Origin of the sequence: Bacillus sp. FJAT-26390 (genome assembly GCF_001682865.1) — a bacterium.
GTDB lineage: Bacteria > Bacillota > Bacilli > Paenibacillales > Paenibacillaceae > Pristimantibacillus.
On record NZ_MAQX01000033.1, the window covers coordinates 494,886 to 512,143 of the forward strand.

18 protein-coding genes are annotated in these 17,258 nt (G+C 47.9%); 11 read left to right on the forward strand and 7 right to left on the reverse strand.

Annotated elements, in window-relative coordinates:
* The first annotated feature begins 5 nt into the window (after window positions 1-5).
* Complete coding sequence (locus A7975_RS26470; RefSeq protein ID WP_255314587.1) at window positions 6-1,757, forward strand: sigma-54-dependent Fis family transcriptional regulator; 1,752 nt, start codon at window positions 6-8, stop codon at window positions 1,755-1,757.
* Between the two features lie 66 nt (window positions 1,758-1,823).
* Here the strand turns inward: A7975_RS26470 and A7975_RS26475 are convergent, their stop codons facing one another.
* Both A7975_RS26475 and A7975_RS26485 read right to left on the reverse strand, forming a co-directional pair.
* Entirely contained in the window at window positions 1,824-2,537 is a 714-nt protein-coding gene (locus A7975_RS26475) for a DUF421 domain-containing protein (RefSeq protein WP_065387192.1), read from the reverse strand.
* 313 nt (window positions 2,538-2,850) lie between these two features.
* Window positions 2,851-3,111: a helix-turn-helix domain-containing protein gene (locus A7975_RS26485; RefSeq protein WP_255314585.1), complete on the reverse strand. Its 261-nt coding sequence runs from the start codon at window positions 3,109-3,111 to the stop codon at window positions 2,851-2,853.
* A gap of 331 nt (window positions 3,112-3,442) precedes the next feature.
* Between A7975_RS26485 and A7975_RS26490 the strand changes: the two genes are divergently transcribed.
* Entirely contained in the window at window positions 3,443-4,606 is a 1,164-nt protein-coding gene (locus A7975_RS26490; RefSeq protein WP_176707814.1) for a sensor histidine kinase, read from the forward strand.
* Window position 4,607: 1 nt separating this feature from the next.
* Window positions 4,608-5,300: a response regulator transcription factor gene (locus A7975_RS26495; protein ID WP_053373498.1), complete on the forward strand. Its 693-nt coding sequence runs from the start codon at window positions 4,608-4,610 to the stop codon at window positions 5,298-5,300.
* A 69-nt stretch (window positions 5,301-5,369) separates the two neighbouring features.
* On the opposite strand, the gene A7975_RS26500 is transcribed toward A7975_RS26495, so the two are convergent.
* Both A7975_RS26500 and A7975_RS26505 read right to left on the reverse strand, forming a co-directional pair.
* The gene (locus A7975_RS26500) at window positions 5,370-6,548 is read right to left on the reverse strand and encodes an MFS transporter (RefSeq protein ID WP_065387113.1); all 1,179 of its coding nucleotides are present in this window, start codon (window positions 6,546-6,548) and stop codon (window positions 5,370-5,372) included.
* Window positions 6,549-6,763: 215 nt separating this feature from the next.
* Window positions 6,764-7,711: an alpha/beta hydrolase gene (locus A7975_RS26505; RefSeq protein WP_065387114.1), complete on the reverse strand. Its 948-nt coding sequence runs from the start codon at window positions 7,709-7,711 to the stop codon at window positions 6,764-6,766.
* A gap of 118 nt (window positions 7,712-7,829) precedes the next feature.
* Between A7975_RS26505 and pepT the strand changes: the two genes are divergently transcribed.
* The 4 genes from pepT to sigJ all read left to right on the forward strand — a co-directional run bounded on the left by pepT (window position 7,830) and on the right by sigJ (window position 11,333).
* Window positions 7,830-9,062, forward strand: coding sequence for a peptidase T (gene pepT / locus A7975_RS26510; RefSeq protein ID WP_065387115.1), 1,233 nt, complete (start codon window positions 7,830-7,832; stop codon window positions 9,060-9,062).
* Between the two features lie 157 nt (window positions 9,063-9,219).
* A complete protein-coding gene (locus A7975_RS35535; RefSeq protein ID WP_369688963.1) occupies window positions 9,220-9,465 on the forward strand; it encodes a hypothetical protein in 246 nt (81 codons plus the stop codon).
* A gap of 5 nt (window positions 9,466-9,470) precedes the next feature.
* On the forward strand, window positions 9,471-10,406 hold the full coding sequence (locus A7975_RS26515) for an NAD(P)/FAD-dependent oxidoreductase (protein WP_369688966.1): 936 nt from the start codon (window positions 9,471-9,473) through the stop codon (window positions 10,404-10,406).
* 36 nt (window positions 10,407-10,442) lie between these two features.
* Window positions 10,443-11,333 (forward strand): RNA polymerase sigma factor SigJ, encoded by an 891-nt coding sequence (gene sigJ, locus A7975_RS26520; protein ID WP_065387116.1) that lies wholly within the window; start codon window positions 10,443-10,445, stop codon window positions 11,331-11,333.
* A 43-nt stretch (window positions 11,334-11,376) separates the two neighbouring features.
* On the opposite strand, the gene A7975_RS26525 is transcribed toward sigJ, so the two are convergent.
* The gene (locus A7975_RS26525; protein WP_053373493.1) at window positions 11,377-11,811 is read right to left on the reverse strand and encodes an Lrp/AsnC family transcriptional regulator; all 435 of its coding nucleotides are present in this window, start codon (window positions 11,809-11,811) and stop codon (window positions 11,377-11,379) included.
* Between the two features lie 160 nt (window positions 11,812-11,971).
* Between A7975_RS26525 and A7975_RS26530 the strand changes: the two genes are divergently transcribed.
* Window positions 11,972-12,421: a VOC family protein gene (locus A7975_RS26530; protein WP_065387117.1), complete on the forward strand. Its 450-nt coding sequence runs from the start codon at window positions 11,972-11,974 to the stop codon at window positions 12,419-12,421.
* 252 nt (window positions 12,422-12,673) lie between these two features.
* Window positions 12,674-13,873 (forward strand): MFS transporter, encoded by a 1,200-nt coding sequence (locus tag A7975_RS26535; RefSeq protein ID WP_065387118.1) that lies wholly within the window; start codon window positions 12,674-12,676, stop codon window positions 13,871-13,873.
* Window positions 13,874-13,972: 99 nt separating this feature from the next.
* Here A7975_RS26535 and A7975_RS26540 read toward each other — a convergent pair whose 3' ends face one another.
* Both A7975_RS26540 and A7975_RS26545 read right to left on the reverse strand, forming a co-directional pair.
* Entirely contained in the window at window positions 13,973-14,686 is a 714-nt protein-coding gene (locus tag A7975_RS26540; protein WP_082198473.1) for a cupin domain-containing protein, read from the reverse strand.
* 102 nt (window positions 14,687-14,788) lie between these two features.
* On the reverse strand, window positions 14,789-15,382 hold the full coding sequence (locus A7975_RS26545) for a TetR/AcrR family transcriptional regulator (RefSeq protein WP_053373490.1): 594 nt from the start codon (window positions 15,380-15,382) through the stop codon (window positions 14,789-14,791).
* A gap of 159 nt (window positions 15,383-15,541) precedes the next feature.
* Between A7975_RS26545 and A7975_RS26550 the strand changes: the two genes are divergently transcribed.
* Together A7975_RS26550 and A7975_RS26555 are read left to right on the forward strand one after the other, a co-directional pair.
* Window positions 15,542-16,429: an ABC transporter ATP-binding protein gene (locus tag A7975_RS26550; RefSeq protein WP_065387119.1), complete on the forward strand. Its 888-nt coding sequence runs from the start codon at window positions 15,542-15,544 to the stop codon at window positions 16,427-16,429.
* Window positions 16,426-17,235, forward strand: coding sequence for an ABC transporter permease subunit (locus A7975_RS26555; protein WP_065387120.1), 810 nt, complete (start codon window positions 16,426-16,428; stop codon window positions 17,233-17,235). The genes A7975_RS26550 and A7975_RS26555 overlap by 4 nt, the downstream gene beginning before the upstream one ends.
* Window positions 17,236-17,258 lie beyond the last annotated feature (23 nt).

The following is a 17,258-nucleotide window of genomic DNA, read 5'->3' on the forward strand; positions in this document are numbered from 1 at the left end:
TATCAGTGGAAAACAACTTTTTATCCGAAGCGGCGGCGTTGTCTTGGAAGCGCTGTCACGAATTTGGTTTAAAGCCAACCGACCCCATTGACGATGACATCTTAACCGGAAGCCACATTCAGCCTATACTCCGGCAAAACGAGCAAACGATTCATTACGCGGAGCAAATTTTCGAGCAGATGCACGCCGGCATCAAGCAATCCGGCCAAATGGCGCTGCTCATCGATCCGCAGGGAACGATTATTCACACGGTCGGAGATGCCGACTTCTCCCGTCGCGCGGTAGCGGTTCAGCTCCAGGTAGGCGCGAATTGGACGGAGAGCAGAAAGGGCACAAATGCAATCGGAGTCGCCCTCGCGGAGAAAAAGCCGGTGCGCGTACACGCCCATGAGCATTATTTTAGCTCCAATCACTTCTTGACCTGTGCCTCCGCCCCCATCTTCAATGCAATCGGTGAGCTGATCGGTGTCATCAATATTAGCGGCAAGCAGGAGCATTACCACGCCTATACGTTTTCGCTTGCCTGCATGGCGGCCTTTTCCCTGCAAAACAAGATTTTGCTGGAGGAGTCGAAGAAAGAACATCTCGTCACGTTAAGAGAACTCGACTATACCGCGCAAAATCATCCTCTGCCGCTGCTCTCGCTTAGCCGGGATAACCAAATCCTTCGGGCTAACCAAGCAGCGCTCCGCCTTGTCGGCAGCGATGCAATCGGCCAGACGTTTACGAAGCTGGACGGCTTCTCCGTTGAAACGATCCATAATGAGCATCAGAAGCTGTGGCAATCCGTCTCCATTCGGAAGCAGGAGGCAAACGGTCCGCGTTTGTATACATTTAAAGATATCGTTGGCGAATGTCCGGCGATCATACAGAAGAAAGAGCTTGCCCAGAAAGCGGCAGCGACCGACTTCCCTGTTCTATTGCTCGGCGAGAGCGGCGTTGGGAAGGAATTGTTCGCGCAATCCATCCATACCGCAAGCTATCGGTCGGCGCAGCCATTCATTGCCCTTAATTGCAGCGCCATTCCTGATAGCCTTATTGAAAGCGAATTATTCGGCTATGCCCGCGGCGCCTTCACGGGCGCGAACAAGGATGGCAATGCCGGAAAATTCGAGGCCGCGCATAAGGGCACCATTTTTCTGGATGAGATCGGAGATATGCCTCTTCGCGCACAGGCTGCTTTATTGAGGGTGCTCCAAGAGGGCATGATTACGCCTGTAGGCAGCGTGAAGAGCAAGCGGATTGACATTAGAGTCATAGCGGCAACAAATAAAAACTTGGCTGCAGAGGTAAAAGACGGCCGTTTTCGAGCTGACCTCTATTACCGGTTGAAGGGGATCCACCTTACACTGCCGGCTTTGCGGGAAAGAAGCGATATTTTGGCATTAGCCGCTCATTTGCTCCAGAAGCACACTTCGCCTTGCCCAAGCTTAACGGAGGCAGCACAGCATAAGCTGTTAGGCTACAGCTGGCCCGGCAACATTAGGGAACTCAGCGGCATCCTTATGCAAGCGGTCTTCCTGGCGGGCGGACAGGCGATTGACGCGGAGCATCTCTCTTTTGAAGAAGAGACTCCGGCTGAGCTTCCTGCATCCGGCATGGCGGAGCCGCTTACGCTGCGGGATGCGGAAGTAACGGCGATCAAGCAGGCGCTGAAAGCTTCAGAATGGAATCTCAGCAAGGCGGCCGTTCGCCTGAAGATCGGAAGAACGACGTTATACCGTAAAATAGAGGAGTACGGCATAACGATGTTTTAGCATGCCGCGCAATAAAATAGGGTTGAGCCGCAGCCTATCGCTGTTTCTCAACCCTTTGTCTCCCTTCTATTCTTTATCAATAGGCTTATCGATCTCATCCTCGTAAAAATCAAAGATCAGCTGCCGCTGCGTTCCTCTTACCGCGTAGAACACGTCGGATATTTGTTTCCCCTTGCGCTTTAGCTCCGCCTCCAGCCACTCCTTGGTCAGCCCATTTTCCTCCAATTGTTTTTCCATAAGGGTGCCATCCATGATCAATTCAACGGGAAATGCTTGCGCTCGAGCGTTCAGATTAAGCTTCAAATCTTTTTTGGTTACATATTGATACTCGTCTTTTTTCAAAACGGCTACGATCCCATTGTCTTCAAGTACGGCGTATTCCACTTCATCCAAATTAAATATGCCTCTTTCCCTCAGCGCCTGATTCAAGGAATCCAGCGTGAATTTTTCTTTTTTCATATTTTCCTCAAGTATTTTGCCGCCCTCAATAAGTACGGTTGGCGAACCCGAGATCCATTTCCTCATCTTGTGGTTCTTCAAGGCAATAATAGATAACAAAGTTGAAATAACCGTAATGACAAGGAGCGACAGCAACACATGCGTCCATTTCAGCGAATCGTTAAACGCCAGGTTCGCGGTTAGTGCCCCAATGGTAATGCCCGTTACAAAGTCGTGAAACGTCATGTTGGAAATCGTCTGTTTGCCCAGCAGCTTAGATACCAGCAGGAGCAGGATTATAGCAGAGCTTGAGCGCAAAAGAATATCGAAATAGGCATTCATGTTATGTTCCACCTCTGCCTCCATTATCTCCATAACCGTATAACTAAAAACACCTCCCTCAATCGTCTTTTACGATTAAAGGAGATGCTTGAGGTTAATCCCATTTCGGTTTTGTCTTAATCCTTGTACGGAATAGCCGCGATACCTTCCCGGACTTTTTTTTATTTCCTAAAATCCGTTGGACGCCATAGATCAACAGCTTATATCTCATCTCATCATTATGGCTTAGTTTTCTAAGCTCTCTAAAAAAAATCCCATCTAGTATGATAACCGTCTCCCTGAGCGAATACGAACGATCCTTCATTTGAAACCTTCATTCGCAAGTATTTAATACATGATTGAAGAGCAGAGAAAGCAATTTCCGAATCGACCGAATGCCCATCTTGCCCATAATATTGGAAATATGATTTTTGACCGTTTTTTCGCTTATGTTGCAATAATCGGATATTTCTTGATTGGAAAATCCATGAATCGCAATTAATAGTATTATTTCCGATTCCCGCTGCGTCAACTGATAGCCCTTTGAAAACCCCTGTATGGCATCTCCCGTTCTCCGAACTACAATGTCATTCAAGCCTTCAATATCCGGACGATAGGGAAATATAAACTCAAAATGAGAAGAATACAGCCTAATACATTCCATAAAATCAGAAACATGTACACGTCTCCTTTTATATTTCATGATCAATAATGGTTCTTTTTACCCAAAAAACTACCTGCCATTTCGATTAACACTTAAACTATCCTTATTATAAATGATTCTAAAGTCCTGCACTAGATGAACTTATTCACTAGAAACAAAGATTTATGGTCATTTTGTGACATTATTTTCAAGTTTATATGACTTAAGTCATGTTTATGATAAAATAGAGAGCAAATATATGTTCCAAAATGAGGGCTTACTATTGGATGCTCAATTTTACAAGAAAATAAATTTGATCTTAAATATGATCGTAGTTGTAGCAACAATCACCTTATTGCTTCATACCACCGCATTCTCACTTGGACTTTGCTTGCTCGCATGCGCCTATATCGCCGTCGTTCTGATTCGTGACTACGTTTTCAGGATCGATCTGCGCTATTGGGCAGGCACGCTGTTTTTGTTTTTCCAGCTAGCGCTGGCTTTTGTCATATCCATTCTATCGGCAGACTTTTTTGCGCAGGTCTATCTATTAATTCTCATTGGAGAATTTACCTTCCATCACTCCAGAAACCATTCTATCTTCTTCACAATGCTGTGCTATGCTTGCTTCGTACTAAGCCTTTGGGTTTCCCGCCAGATTCCGCCTTATGACAATATTTACGATTTCATGCCTCGCGTAATAGAATATTTCGCTATTTTCGGGATCAGCCTTCTTGCCAAGATTGCTTTTCAGCAAAAAGACCAACTCGCTAGAGACAATGAACAGCTGCGAATCGCCTCGCTTGAATTGGAACGGAAGGCGAAGCTGCAAGAGCGAACTAGAATCGCTCGCGAGATTCATGACTCGGTTGGACATACGCTGACCTCCGCATTAGCAGGACTACAAACAGCAGCGCATGCTATCAGAAGAAACCATTATCCCCTTGCGCAGGAGATGATCGACCGGACCAAGGCTAGCATTCTCAGCGGTTTGGATGATGTGCGAAGCTCCGTCCACTTGCTGCGCGAAAACATCCCAGGCCATCTGTTCATTCCTGACCTTACAGCGTTGATCGACGAGACACAGAAGAAAACGGGCGTCGAAATTACGTACGCGATCGATGCCTCTATGCCGGAGCTGCCGCCTATGATCGAGTTAACCATATATCGCGCCTTGCAAGAGGGGCTAACCAACGGGCTTCGGCATGGCGCTAGCAGCAAATTCCACTTCACACTGTCCCTTCGGGGCTCGCGTATCCAATTCAGCTTGTCCGATAACGGCAAGGCGCCTCTTCAAATCGTTTATGGCTTCGGTCTGAACGCCATGGAGGAGAGAGTGACGGATGTAAACGGAGAGCTTTCGATTTCAAAAAATCGTCCGGCAAGCGGCGTAACGCTCGAGATCACTATTCCCCTGCAAACGATAACGACCGGAAGGCGTGAGTGAATTGTCGAAAATCACCATTCTTATCGCAGATGATCAACCTTTAATTCGGGATGGCTTAGCCGCCATTTTGAGCATGGAGGACAAATATACGGTAGCAGCGAAAACAAGCGATGGCCTCGAAACGATCGCACAGGTACGTTTGCATCAACCCCAGCTTGTATTAATGGACATTCATATGCCGAAGCAGGATGGCCTTGAAACAACCAAACAAATTCGGGAGGAATTTCCGGATACGAAGGTGCTTATATTGACAACCTTCGAGCAGGAAGAGTACATATGGGAAGCGATACGCCATGGGGCCAGCGGTTTTTTGGTGAAGGGGATTGAGACCGAGAAGCTGCTTTCTACGATTCAAGACTGCCTAGACGGGAGAATTAATTATCCGCTCAGCATTCAGATGCGGCTTGCCCAGGCGATCCAAACGTCGGAGCAGCATGAAAAATCATCAAAGGAAGACATTGAACCGGCCTCTGCCCCACCCGATCAATCGGAGGATGGAAAGCTGAGCAGTCTGACTATACAAGAACGAAACATTGTAAGGATGCTGAAGCAGGGAAAGTCTAACCAAACGATTGCCACTGAGCTATTTCTGACCAAAGGGACCGTAAAAAACTATCTTAGTGCCATTTACAAAAAACTGAACGTCTCCAGCAGGGCCAAAACCATCGCTTACCTCCATGAGAATGACCGTTAATATTCAAGCAAACAAAGGGGCTGTTCCGTGAATCCAAAGGTGGATTCGGGAACAGCCCCAACGTTTATCCTATTCAACCATCTTTTTGGATGCGAATGTAAAATAAATAAAAAACAAACCGCAAACGACTCCAATAAAACCGTATCCGCCAAAAATATCGAATTGCGATGAGAAATAACCGAAGCCCATTCCGGTAAGGATGAGTACTGCATTTTCACCCAAGGACTGAAAGGAGCCCATCGTTGCCCTCATGGAGGAATCGATGCGATGGTGCAAATAACCGGCTGCGAGCGGCTCGATCATCCCAGCGAACAGACAGATGATGAACATGGCTGCCAAACCGCTAAAGCCTTTCACCGCTGAAAGATAGATAAAGCCCAGAGCCAAAACCGCTGTCACTCCTGCTATCAAAAAACGGTAGTTGAACCGGCTTTTCAGCTTATAAGCCAGCATATTGCCCGGAAGTCTGACCAGGAATAGCGCAGCCGAGAACAAACCGAAATAGATGACCGGGATGCCTATTCTGTCCAAATACGTCTGCCAAAACTCATCAATGAAGTTGACGGCCGCGCCTGTAACCATGCCAGATAACACAACGAGCAGAACCCCTTTATTATCTCTAAAAAGGCGCAGCGAGGCTGTCAAATACAATTTAAGCGGGATCTGCTCATCCCCGTCCTGCTGCTTGCTTCCGGCTGGTTCAACCAGCATGAGGGCGAAGCCCAGTGCAGCAACAGAGCTTACGAAGGAGAGCCAATAATTAAGCGAGAACCCGAAGCGGCCTGCCAATAAACTACCGCATAAAGCTGCAATCATGATGGAGACAATGTCGATCGCGTTCATGCGGCCTACATATTTCTCGAAGGACTGCTCCTTCCCCGCGGACGCTAAAGAATCGTAGAGCAACGCATGGTCCGAGCCGCTGCCTGCCGATCTGCCGATAGCCGCCAGAAAAACAACGAGCGCAAAATGCCAAAACTCCGTCGCAAACAACAAAATTAAAAATTCAAAGCAGCCCAATATGGCGGACAATACAATCATATGCTTCCGGCCCCACTTATCCGATATAATGCCAGTGGGCACCTCCAGCAAAACAACGGTTACCGCAAAAATAATTTCCGTGTAGACGACCATCTGGATGGTCATCCCTCTCTCCTCCCAAAACAATCTCTCGATCACATAAGCAGGGATTAGGCTGGAAAAGAAACGAAACACGTACAGCTTCCAAATATTGGGCATATAACTCATGGCATTGCTGCCCCTCTCATTTAGGTTTGAAGGTTGCTCAACCCATAAACGGAGGTGCACGCGTCCGTGCTCGATTTGATGTTAAGGCTTAGCTGGGAGCTCTTGCATGGGCTTGCGTCATGTCGTATTCTCCTTCCACGATCTCGTTTTCTTTCTCGCCTTCTATTCTAATAAGCTGATTATATATCACAAATTTAAAATGGCCTATCGAACGATCAACAGGTACGCTCCAGCTTTCTCAAGAAAGCTAACACGGCTGTTTTCAACTGCTCCAAACCAGGCTGCTCAATCGGAAAATGGCCCGCTCCTTCTAGGATCACGCATTGTTTGTCGCCGGTTAATTTCTCATAAAAGGGTTCGCTGAACTGAATCGGCGTCATCGGATCGATCTCGGGATGAACAAGCAGCACCGGACAACGGTCAAATTGTTCCGGCTTTATCAGCGGTTCCGTATTCAGGAACGTACGCAGCAGCCGCAGAGGGATTTTTGCGCCACCCGCCCGCGTGTCATTCATAATGAGCTTCGTCAGTTCAGGGTGGTTTGATATCAAGTGCATGCGCGATACATGCTTGATAGAAATGCGGAATGGATCAGCTAAGAAAGGGAAAGCATCCATGGAAAGCTTGCCAACCCGGCTAACGAATCGATTAGGAGCCAATTGATCACGAACCTCTGCGCGGCTTGTATCAATAAAGGTCGTCGCAATCAGACCCTTTACATGCTTGCTCATAGCTGCCGTGTTGTAAGCCAGCATCCCTCCAATACTGCTGCCGAGCAAAACGATAGGCTTGCCATCGCGAGCTGTCTCGTGTTCAACCAGCGCTGTAAGGATATCGATCCATAAACGGTAATCGATATGTTTAACCGTTGCCGCTTCGCTTAACCCATACGGAGGCAGATCGGGCGACACGACCTCGTATCCGTGATTTTGCAGCAATCTTGCATAAGGCGCAAGCAATCTGCCATTGCCGCCGGCACCGTGAATCGAAATGATTTTCAGCTTCGCATCCGCAGCAGGCATCCGGTCCAAATGGATAGAGATGTCTCTCCATCCCCACCATTCCTCGGTTGGCAGATGATCTTCGTCCACCTGTATCTCCGCCGGAAAAAACCTCTGATACTGTTTCCAGTAGCTTTCCGATTTGTTATACGTTAAAGACATCTATTAAAACGCCTCACTATCTTTTATGAAAAATGGCCTGTTGGCATCCATTTGGGATGAAGTCTCTTTTGTATTATACTTTGTTATATGACTAATTGTACTGGAGCTGAAGATAATTATGAAAACGGAGATTATATCCCGATTTATCACTTATGCGCAAGTTGAAACACAGTCTGACGAGAGCGTCGATACCTGCCCCTCCACACCGGGACAGCTGACGCTGGGCCGCATGCTCGTGGAAGAATTGAAAGCCATCGGCATGCAGGATGCTGCGATGGATTCGAACGGCTACGTTATGGCTACTCTTCCTGCGAATACCGATAAGGAAATCCCGACAATCGGTTTCCTTGCCCATATCGATACGGCTACCGATTTTACCGGAGCAGGCGTCAAGCCTCAAGTGATTGAGCAATATGACGGGCAGGACATTATTTTGAACGAAGCACAGCATATCGTGCTGTCGCCGAGCGATTTTCCCGAGCTGACCGGCTATAAAGGCCATACGTTGATCACAACGGACGGCACTACCTTGCTTGGCGCGGACGATAAAGCCGGCATTGCCGAGATCATGACAGCGATGGCTTATCTCATTAGCCATCCAGAGCTGAAGCACGGCAGAATAAGAGTGGCTTTCACCCCGGATGAGGAAATCGGCCGTGGTCCGCATAAGTTTGACGTGGCTGCCTTTGACGCTGTTTACGCCTATACAATGGATGGCGGGCCGCTAGGCGAGCTGCAATATGAGAGCTTTAACGCGGCGGGCGCTGTCATTACATGCAAGGGCAAAAACGTTCACCCCGGCACAGCCAAAGGCAAAATGGTCAACTCCGCCAAAATCGCTATGGAGCTTCACGCGCAGCTGCCTGCGAATGAGACGCCAGAGCTGACTGAAGGTTACGAAGGCTTCTTCCACCTGAACTCCATTCAAGGCGACGTCGAGCAAACACAGCTGCGTTATTTGATTCGTGACCATGACCGCAAGAAGTTTGAAGAGAGAAAGCAAGAGCTGACTCGAATCGTCGAGGAGCAAAAGGCGAAATACGGAGAAGAGCGTATTGTGCTCGAGATCAAAGACCAATACTTCAATATGGGGGAGAAAATCGAGCCCGTAAAAGAAGTCGTAGACATCGCCGAGCAAGCGATGAAAAATCTCGGCATCAGCCCGATCATCCAGCCGATTCGCGGCGGCACTGACGGCTCCCAGCTCTCCTACATGGGACTTCCGACGCCGAATATTTTTACTGGCGGAGAAAATTACCACGGCCGCTTCGAATACGTCTCCGCAGACAATATGGAGCTTGCCGTTAAGACGATTATCGAGATCGTTAAGCTTTATGAGCAAAAGGCTTAGAGGCTTGTAACGAATAAGTACAGGCTGTCGCAATGACTGACTTGCGGCAGCCTGTTTGCCGTTGCGCAAGAAGCACCATCCGATCTTGTAAAAATGCCTATGTCACAAAATAACCGCCATCCTCGTTATATGGGCAAATCGCAACGAGGAGCTGGTTATGATGAAACCATTGACATGTATGATTGTTGGAGGCGGCTATGCGGGCATCAACGCCGTCAAAGCCATTCGAGAATCACTGGGTGAAGGCGCGCATGCGCAAAATCTCCGAATCGTCCTTATCGATAAGCAGCCTTACCATCTTCGCAAGGTACTGCTATTTAAGCCTGCCTCAGGGGAAGCCGACATCACCCTGCCGCTAAAAAGCCTTTTCCAGAAGGCGTTCAATTTGTCCAAGGTACAGTAACGGAGATTAAAGGGAAAGACCAACTGCTGTTGTACCGGGATGAATCAAATAGCGAGGTAGCGGTTCATTATGACATACTCGTCATGGCGGCGGGCAGCGTCGTTAGGCAGACTGCTCCCGAGCAAGGCGGCATCGCGCTGACCGGCCTCGAAGCAGCAGCACGGATTCGTGAGGCTTGGCTCAACAACCTGCATCAGGTAGCAAACGAGACAAATGCAGAAGAGCGGCAGCGCTTGCTCACCCTTGCAGTGGCAGGGGCAGGCATTAGCGGCATCGAAACCTCCGCAGAGCTGGCTCATGCCGTACGCGGGGAGGCGGCAAGGCTCGGCATCCATGCGAATGACGTGAAGATTTATCTGCTGAATGCACAGGATCGGCTCTTTCAAGAGGGCTCGCCCAAGATGGGACGCAAGCTGGAGCGCGCTTTGGCGGAGCGAGGTGTTACCGTTGTTCATGGTCAGAAAGTTCTGCATGAGCATGAGGGGCAACTGGCTCTGTCAGGCGGCGGCGTAATTCCAGTCGGGCTTTGTGTATGGTCACTTGGACTGATGCCCAATCCGATGCTGCGCAGCATGGGCCTGCCGCTCACCCCGAACGGCCAGATCATCGTGGATGCTTCCTACCGCGTTACGGGAGCACCAGGCGTCTACAGCATTGGGGACTGCGCTTGCATCGTAGATCCAACCAGCGGGCAAGCCGATCGCCTAACCTGCAAGGAAGCGACCGGCCAAGCGGCACGGCTTGGCAAAATTATATCAGCGGATCTGCAAGGAGCCCCCGCTCCTACCCATAAAAGCTATATGGATTTTTATTGCATCGGCCTCGGGCCTGAGCAAGGAATGGCATGGACCCAGAAATGGGGACTGGAAATGATGATGACCGGAAAGCTTGGCTGGAAAATCCGAAAATGGACGTGGGACTTGGCGAGTTTGATAAAATAGTAGGATCAGCGAGCTTAGGGGGGAATGGGTTCCGTGATGGAAGACCTGTATGCGAAGTATAAGGGGTTATTATTCAAGCTTGCCTACCAATTGACCGGAACAGCCACCGACGCGGAGGATATCGTGCAGGACGTGTTTATGAAAGCTCACGGCATCGCTCTTGATCAAATGGCAAATCCGAAAGCGTACTTGTGCAAAATGACGACCAACCGCTGCTTAGATGTGCTCAAATCCGCTCGCAAACGGCGAGAGCTTTATATCGGACCTTGGCTTCCAGAGCCAATTCCGACCCCAGACGCGGATGCGCTCGGCGCGGTCATCCAAAAGGATCTGCTGTCTTACGCGATGCTCGTCCTGCTGGAGCGATTGACTCCGGCTGAACGTGCCGTATTTGTCCTGCGCGAGGCGCTCTGCTTTGAATATGCCGATATTGCTGAGCTTATTGGCAAGGGCGAGACGAATTGCCGCAAGCTTATGAGCAGAGCCAGAGGAAAAATGGGAATGGCTGAGGAAGCTTCGGTATCGATTGAAGAAGCTGGCGAGGAATGGATCGGCCGCTTCCTCATCGCGCTTGAGCAAGGCAACGTCAGCACCGTGCTGTCATTGCTCTCCGAGGATGTTGTCCTTCTATCCGACGGAGGCGGCAAAGCACTCGCCGCCATTCAGCCCGTCGCAACGCGCGAGCGCGTAGCTCAGTTCCTATTCGGCTTGATTCGCAAGGCCGCCCAAGATGGAATGAGCCTTCAAGTGGAGATTACAGGCTTGAATGGCCAGACCGGACTTGTGATCCGTACGGGAGGACAACTGGAAACGATCGCGCTCTTGCATGTTGAGCAGGAAACCATTCGCCATATTTATTTCATTAGAAATCCGGATAAGCTGCAGTTTGTTGTGTCTAGTATAGACGGTTCAACTTCATCGGGCTAGGTGAGCGGACCCCGAAACGGAGTAGAGGAATGGAAACTGCGCGTCAGAGCAGCACTCTGTTTTCCAATATATTTTTCATACAAATATGCGACTTTGACGCACCGATCTGGGCAAGGGAATCTTGAAATACGGCGATCTCCTCCACCGTTGACGTTTGTATTTTGATGAGATAATTAAATTCACCGCTTATGCGAAATAGGTCGGTTACTTCTCGGGCTGCCTCGCAAAAATCAACTAACGCTTGGCAATGCTCGGTTTTGATTAAAATAAACGTGGTTGTGCCGCGATTTAAATTTCGCAAATTAAATTGTGCCGCGTACCCGGAGATAATATTTTTGTCCTCCAGCTTTAACATTCTTTCTTTCACAGAGGGCTGGGACATCGAAATTTCTTTGCTGATTTGAGCAATCGATATGCGCGCATGATGCTGAAGCAATAACATGATCTTTTTATCAATATCATCGATTTGATGATCCATGGCGGAAGCCTCCTGAACGAGTAACATAAAGTAAGTTTTTTAGCTCGAATTAACTTATATTCAGCAACTACTCTACCACTAATTCCTCATTTATACTATGTAATCAGCCCATAATTATCTCTATAATAAAGGCAGCTTATATAGGAGGAGTGAATCGAAGATGAGCGTAAAAGGACTTGCGCATGTGGCGATCCAAGCGAAGGATTATGAAGCAACCGTGGCGTTTTATACGGAAGCGTTAGGTTTTAAAAAAGGCCATCATTGGAGCCTTCCAGCCTTTCAAATCAAAGAAGCCTCGATGCTTATTTCGCCTGACCAAAAAACCTGTATCGAAATATTTGACCAAGATGCCGTCATTCCTGCCCAAGGGAGAAGAGCTGCGTCAGAACAAGATATCGCTCACGGGGCGCTTCTGCATTTCGCCTTTTACGTCGATCATGTAGATGAGATGTATCAGAAAGCCATTGCCTATGGGGCGAAGCCCTTTATAGAGCCGGGCGAGCTCTCGCTTGGCGAGCCTCCGCTGCTGGTAAAAAACGCTGTCATTTATAGTCCAAACGGTGAGGTCATCGAATTTTTGCAAGAGGTTGATTTTGATAGATCCTTATAAGGAGAAGCAAGAAGAAGACGAAATCACCTGTCCGTGATTGGGTCTTCTTCTTTTTTGTTCGGTGAAGAAAATCTAACATAGCCCAAGCTCAGCGTAATTGGCCGACAACTTTTCACCTAATCTTTAAAATAAATAGCTTGATTATACGCCCGGAAAACTAAATAATATGAAACAGGTCTTATTGACCGGTGTAGCATCATAACATACGATTGGTGCTTGTTCCTATACAGCAGAAAGGTTGACACTTACATCATGGAGTTATCTCAAAGCGTTACCAGAAAGCAAGCCGTTAAAGAACCGTTCCCCATTTCCATCCTATCTCTAACCGTTGGCGCCTTCGCGATTGGAATGACTGAATTTGTCATTATGGGCCTTCTGCCCAATGTCGCCGAGGATTTGCACGTCAGCATTTCATCCGCAGGACAGCTTATAACGATGTATGCCCTCGGAGTCGCTATTGGCGCTCCAATCCTAACGGTCCTCACCCACCGAATTCCGCAGAAAAAGCTGTTATTGCTGCTTATGGTATTGTTTATTATCGGCAACGGAATCTCCGTTATCGCTCCAAACTACGCCGTTCTAATGGGCGCTCGCATTATTACCGCATTAACTCACGGAACCTTCTTCGGCGTTGGGGCCGTTATCGCCTCTAGCCTCGTGCGGCCGGATAAGAGGGCCGGCGCCGTATCCATCATGATGGCGGGGTTAACCATCGCGAATATTATCGGTGTTCCTCTCGGAACCTTCATCGGCCAAAATATGGGATGGCGCTCCTCGTTTGGCGCGATCGCCATTATGGGCGTTATCGCACTCGTCGGCATCGTAATCTTCATTCCTAAGCTCCGGCAAGAAAAACCTGCGAGCATCGTCCAGCAGATTTCCGCGCTCATCAAGCCAAAGCTTCTGCTATACCTGCTAATCGGAGCATTAGGCAATGCCGGCCTTTTCGCCGTATTCACTTACATCACACCGCTGCTTGTACAAGTTGCAGGCTTTGCCGAGCATAACGTAACTTGGATTCTCGTTCTCTTCGGCATTGGCGTGACCATCGGTAATATTGTCGGAGGAAAGCTTGCGGACTGGAAGCTAATGCCTTCCGTGCTGGGACTTTATTTCACGATTTGTGTTCTCCTGACACTCTTCACCTTCACCATCCATAACCCAATTACGGCTGTCATTACCGTTTTCCTATGGGGAGCTGCTGCTTTTGCTGTATTCCCGGGACTTCAGGTACGAGTGATGAGCCTAGCACAAGCAGCGCCAGCGCTCGCCTCTACCTCCAGCCATTCAGCCGGTAATCTCGGAAATGCCGCAGGTGCTTTTATAGGAGGCTGGGTTATTACGCATTTGTCGATAAACGCTCTTCCATGGGTTGGAGCCTTGCTCGTCGGAGCCGCTCTCCTGCTAGGCCTAGCTTGTTACATGACTGAACGCAAGCAACCGGCAGCGTAATCCTTTTCCCATACAAATAAAAACGGCCCCAGCTTCGTCGAGAAGCTAGGGCTGTTTTTGCATGATGCCTTTACCATGTATACATGCTGCGTATCCCCATTAACGATCTTGGTCCCCATAATAATAATTCATTTGATGATGCTGCGGGAAACGGGGCATAGCATTGGGGTGATAGCCCATATTGGATTGCGGTGCCATATTGGACTGCGGCGCCATGTTGGACTGTGGTGCCAAATTCGATTTTTGCTGCTTTTGAACGCCGCCAACAGCTCCCGCCACGCATTCATCCGTAGGGCCAATGATAATCGTTTGGTTGTTTAAAGGCTTCAACGTCTCTCTCAACAGCTCCGGATTCAAGCAATACGTATGGGCAAGCACTTCTATAGGCGTTTTTGTAAGGATATCCGATCCGAAAATGTACTCTGGATAAGGAGCGTCGAAGATAGCGAGCAAATGAGTGTTATCTATTAACGCAATTTCCCAGTGCCACCAGCCCTGCGGAATATTTGCTACCTGTCCGGGGGTAATCGTAATGTTTGAAAGTTGATTATTAAAAGGATTGATTAAGGAAACCGTAGCTTTGCCCGCAATACAATAAACAAGCTCTGAAGCATTTTGATGATAATGCGGCTCAACGACACGCCCTCTGCTCAAATAAATATCAAGCAAGGAAACGTTGCCCAGCGTGTTTAAGTTATCTCGTCCAAGGCGATTAATAAAATTTTCAGCGTTTCTTGTGTTTAAACGGTTTTTATTAACGTCAAAAAAATATTGAACGCCCGGTTTTGTATACTCCACATAAGGATCTGTCATTGTAACAACTCCAATTCAATTGTAATCAATATCCCTATATGGTATGCCGAGGTCATCCATGCGTGACAATCGCCTATTTTTAGCACTCACTAGTCACAGGCTTCAGCTTTTCCCACACACGCCGTAAAAGAACATATGAACCATTCCTTCAAGAAATTTATCCATATCGCCGCTTTTTTGGGCCATATCCAGCAACGTTTCATACTGGTTCATGTACAGCTGAATGAAGACTAGGACATTTTCAATGGAAATATGATCCGAGATTTCGCCGCTTTCCTTTCCTTCCTGTATCATCTGAATCGTCAAAGGGATCGCTTTCTGATTGTATTGCTCTTCGATATAAGCGGTTAGCTCCTGATCCTCGCTTATTAGCTCTTTGAGAACACCAAGCGGCAGCTCCTTATAGATTTCTTTCTCCAGAAAGATAATATATTCAATCTTCTCCCTCAAGGAAAGGCCCTTTTTCATAACTTCCTCAAAATCAGCGGTGCCCTTGTCCAAATAATCTTTAATCACTTCGCGAAGCAAAGCTTCCTTGCTGCCAAAATAATTATAGATCGTGACCTGCGAAACGTTAGCCTGCTTGGAAATATCGGCAACCCGAATCCGCTTCGGGTCTGAGGTCCGCAGCAGGCCTAACGTCGTTTTTTTTATCTTCTCTTTGATTAGGTTAGCCCTTTTCTCAAATCCATTCATCACCGTTCACCCGAGTCCCATCGATTATTATGTATTTTATGAAATAATACCACAAACATATTTCATAAAACAATTGACGGAGCCAAAGGCCGGGTATATGATAAATATGAAATATGTTGATATTAATATTTCATTTCTTTATTTCCTGGAGGTGCCGGCATGTTAACCGTTCAACATTTGACGAAGACATTTTCAAACGGGAGAGGAATTTTCGATGTTTCATTTTTGGTGAAAAAAGGTGAGGTTTTCGGCTTTCTGGGTCCAAACGGTGCGGGCAAATCAACGACAATCAGGCATATTATGGGCTTCATGAAGCCCGATAAAGGAAATGTGCAGGTGAACGGGCTGGACACTTGGAGGGAACAGGGGAAATTTCAATCCTGCGTCGGATATCTGCCGGGAGAAATCTCTTTTTTTGAAGGGATGACCGGCAAGACGTTTCTGGACTTTATGGCTAACATGCAGGGAATAAAAGATCACGCCAAACGCTCACGCTTAATCGACCGGCTTCAGTTCGACGTCCAAACGCCCATTCGGAAAATGTCCAAGGGGATGAAGCAAAAGGTCGGGATCGTTGCAGCTTTCATGCATGATCCTGAAGTGATCATTTTGGATGAGCCGACCTCTGGCCTTGACCCTCTGATGCAAAAGGTTTTTATTGAGCTTGTGCTGGAGGAGAAGGCTCAGGGGAAAACCTTCCTGATGTCGTCGCACAGCTTTCCCGAAATAGAGAGAACCTGCGACCGGGCAGCCATTATTAAGGACGGCGTCATCGTTGCCGTTAATGATATCCATGAGCTGCAGTCCTTGCAGCGGAAGCTGTTCGAGGTCACCTTCGAGAGCGATGAAGAGGCAAAGTCCTTCATCCATTCAGGCTTGCTTATCGAATCACATGAGGGTAATCGGGTGAAAGTTGCCATCCAAGGCAATTACGATAGATTTGTGGAAGAGACAGCAAAGTACAAGGTTCGCAATATCGATATGTTCACTCAAAACCTAGAGGATATATTCATGAATTACTATGATCGCAAGGAGACGATGAAATGAATGTCACCTTATATAAACAGATGATGAAAGTAAATAGGAAGAGCTTTTTGAACTACTCATTTGGCTCTGCCTTTTATATCCTTCTTATGTTTTGGTTATATCCCGGCCTTGCCAAAAACACGAAAGCGATCGACGAATTGGTCAATTCCATGCCGGAGGGAGTCGGGCGCGCGTTCGGGCTTAACGGCTTTGGCAGCGCGGAAGCCTTCATCTCGGGAGAATACTACGGATTAATTCTGGTGCTTATTCTCGCTATCGTATGCGTTCAATTATCGACGCAGCTGATGGCGAAATTGGTGGATCAAGGCTCCATGGCTTATATTTTGTCTACCCCGACAACAAGAGGAAAGGTCGCTTTTACGCAGGCAGCTGTGCTGACGAGCGGACTGTTTGTCATTATGGCCATTACGACCCTTGCCGGGTTTATCGGAAGCTTATGGTTTCTCGGGGATGCTTATGCATTTGATACGCTCACTTTTATTCAGATGAATATCGCGGCATTTCTGCTGCTCTTTGCCGTCGGCGGCATCTCCTTCCTCGTATCCACTCTCTCCAATGACGAGAAGAAGGCGCTATCCATTTCCGGATTCATTACGTTTGGTTTTTTTAGCTTGGATCTGATCGGCAAATTTAGCGAAAAGATCGAATGGCTGCGAAATATCTCGATCTTCTCCCTTTACCAGCCCGGCGAAATTATTAACGGAAATGCAAACTTAGCTGTATCCTTTATCCTTCTCTCCTTCATCGGGTTGGTATCGTTTGGTCTAGCCATCGTGCTGTTCCGCAAACGCGACCTGCTATTGTAGAACTGCTCTACAACTAAACAAAC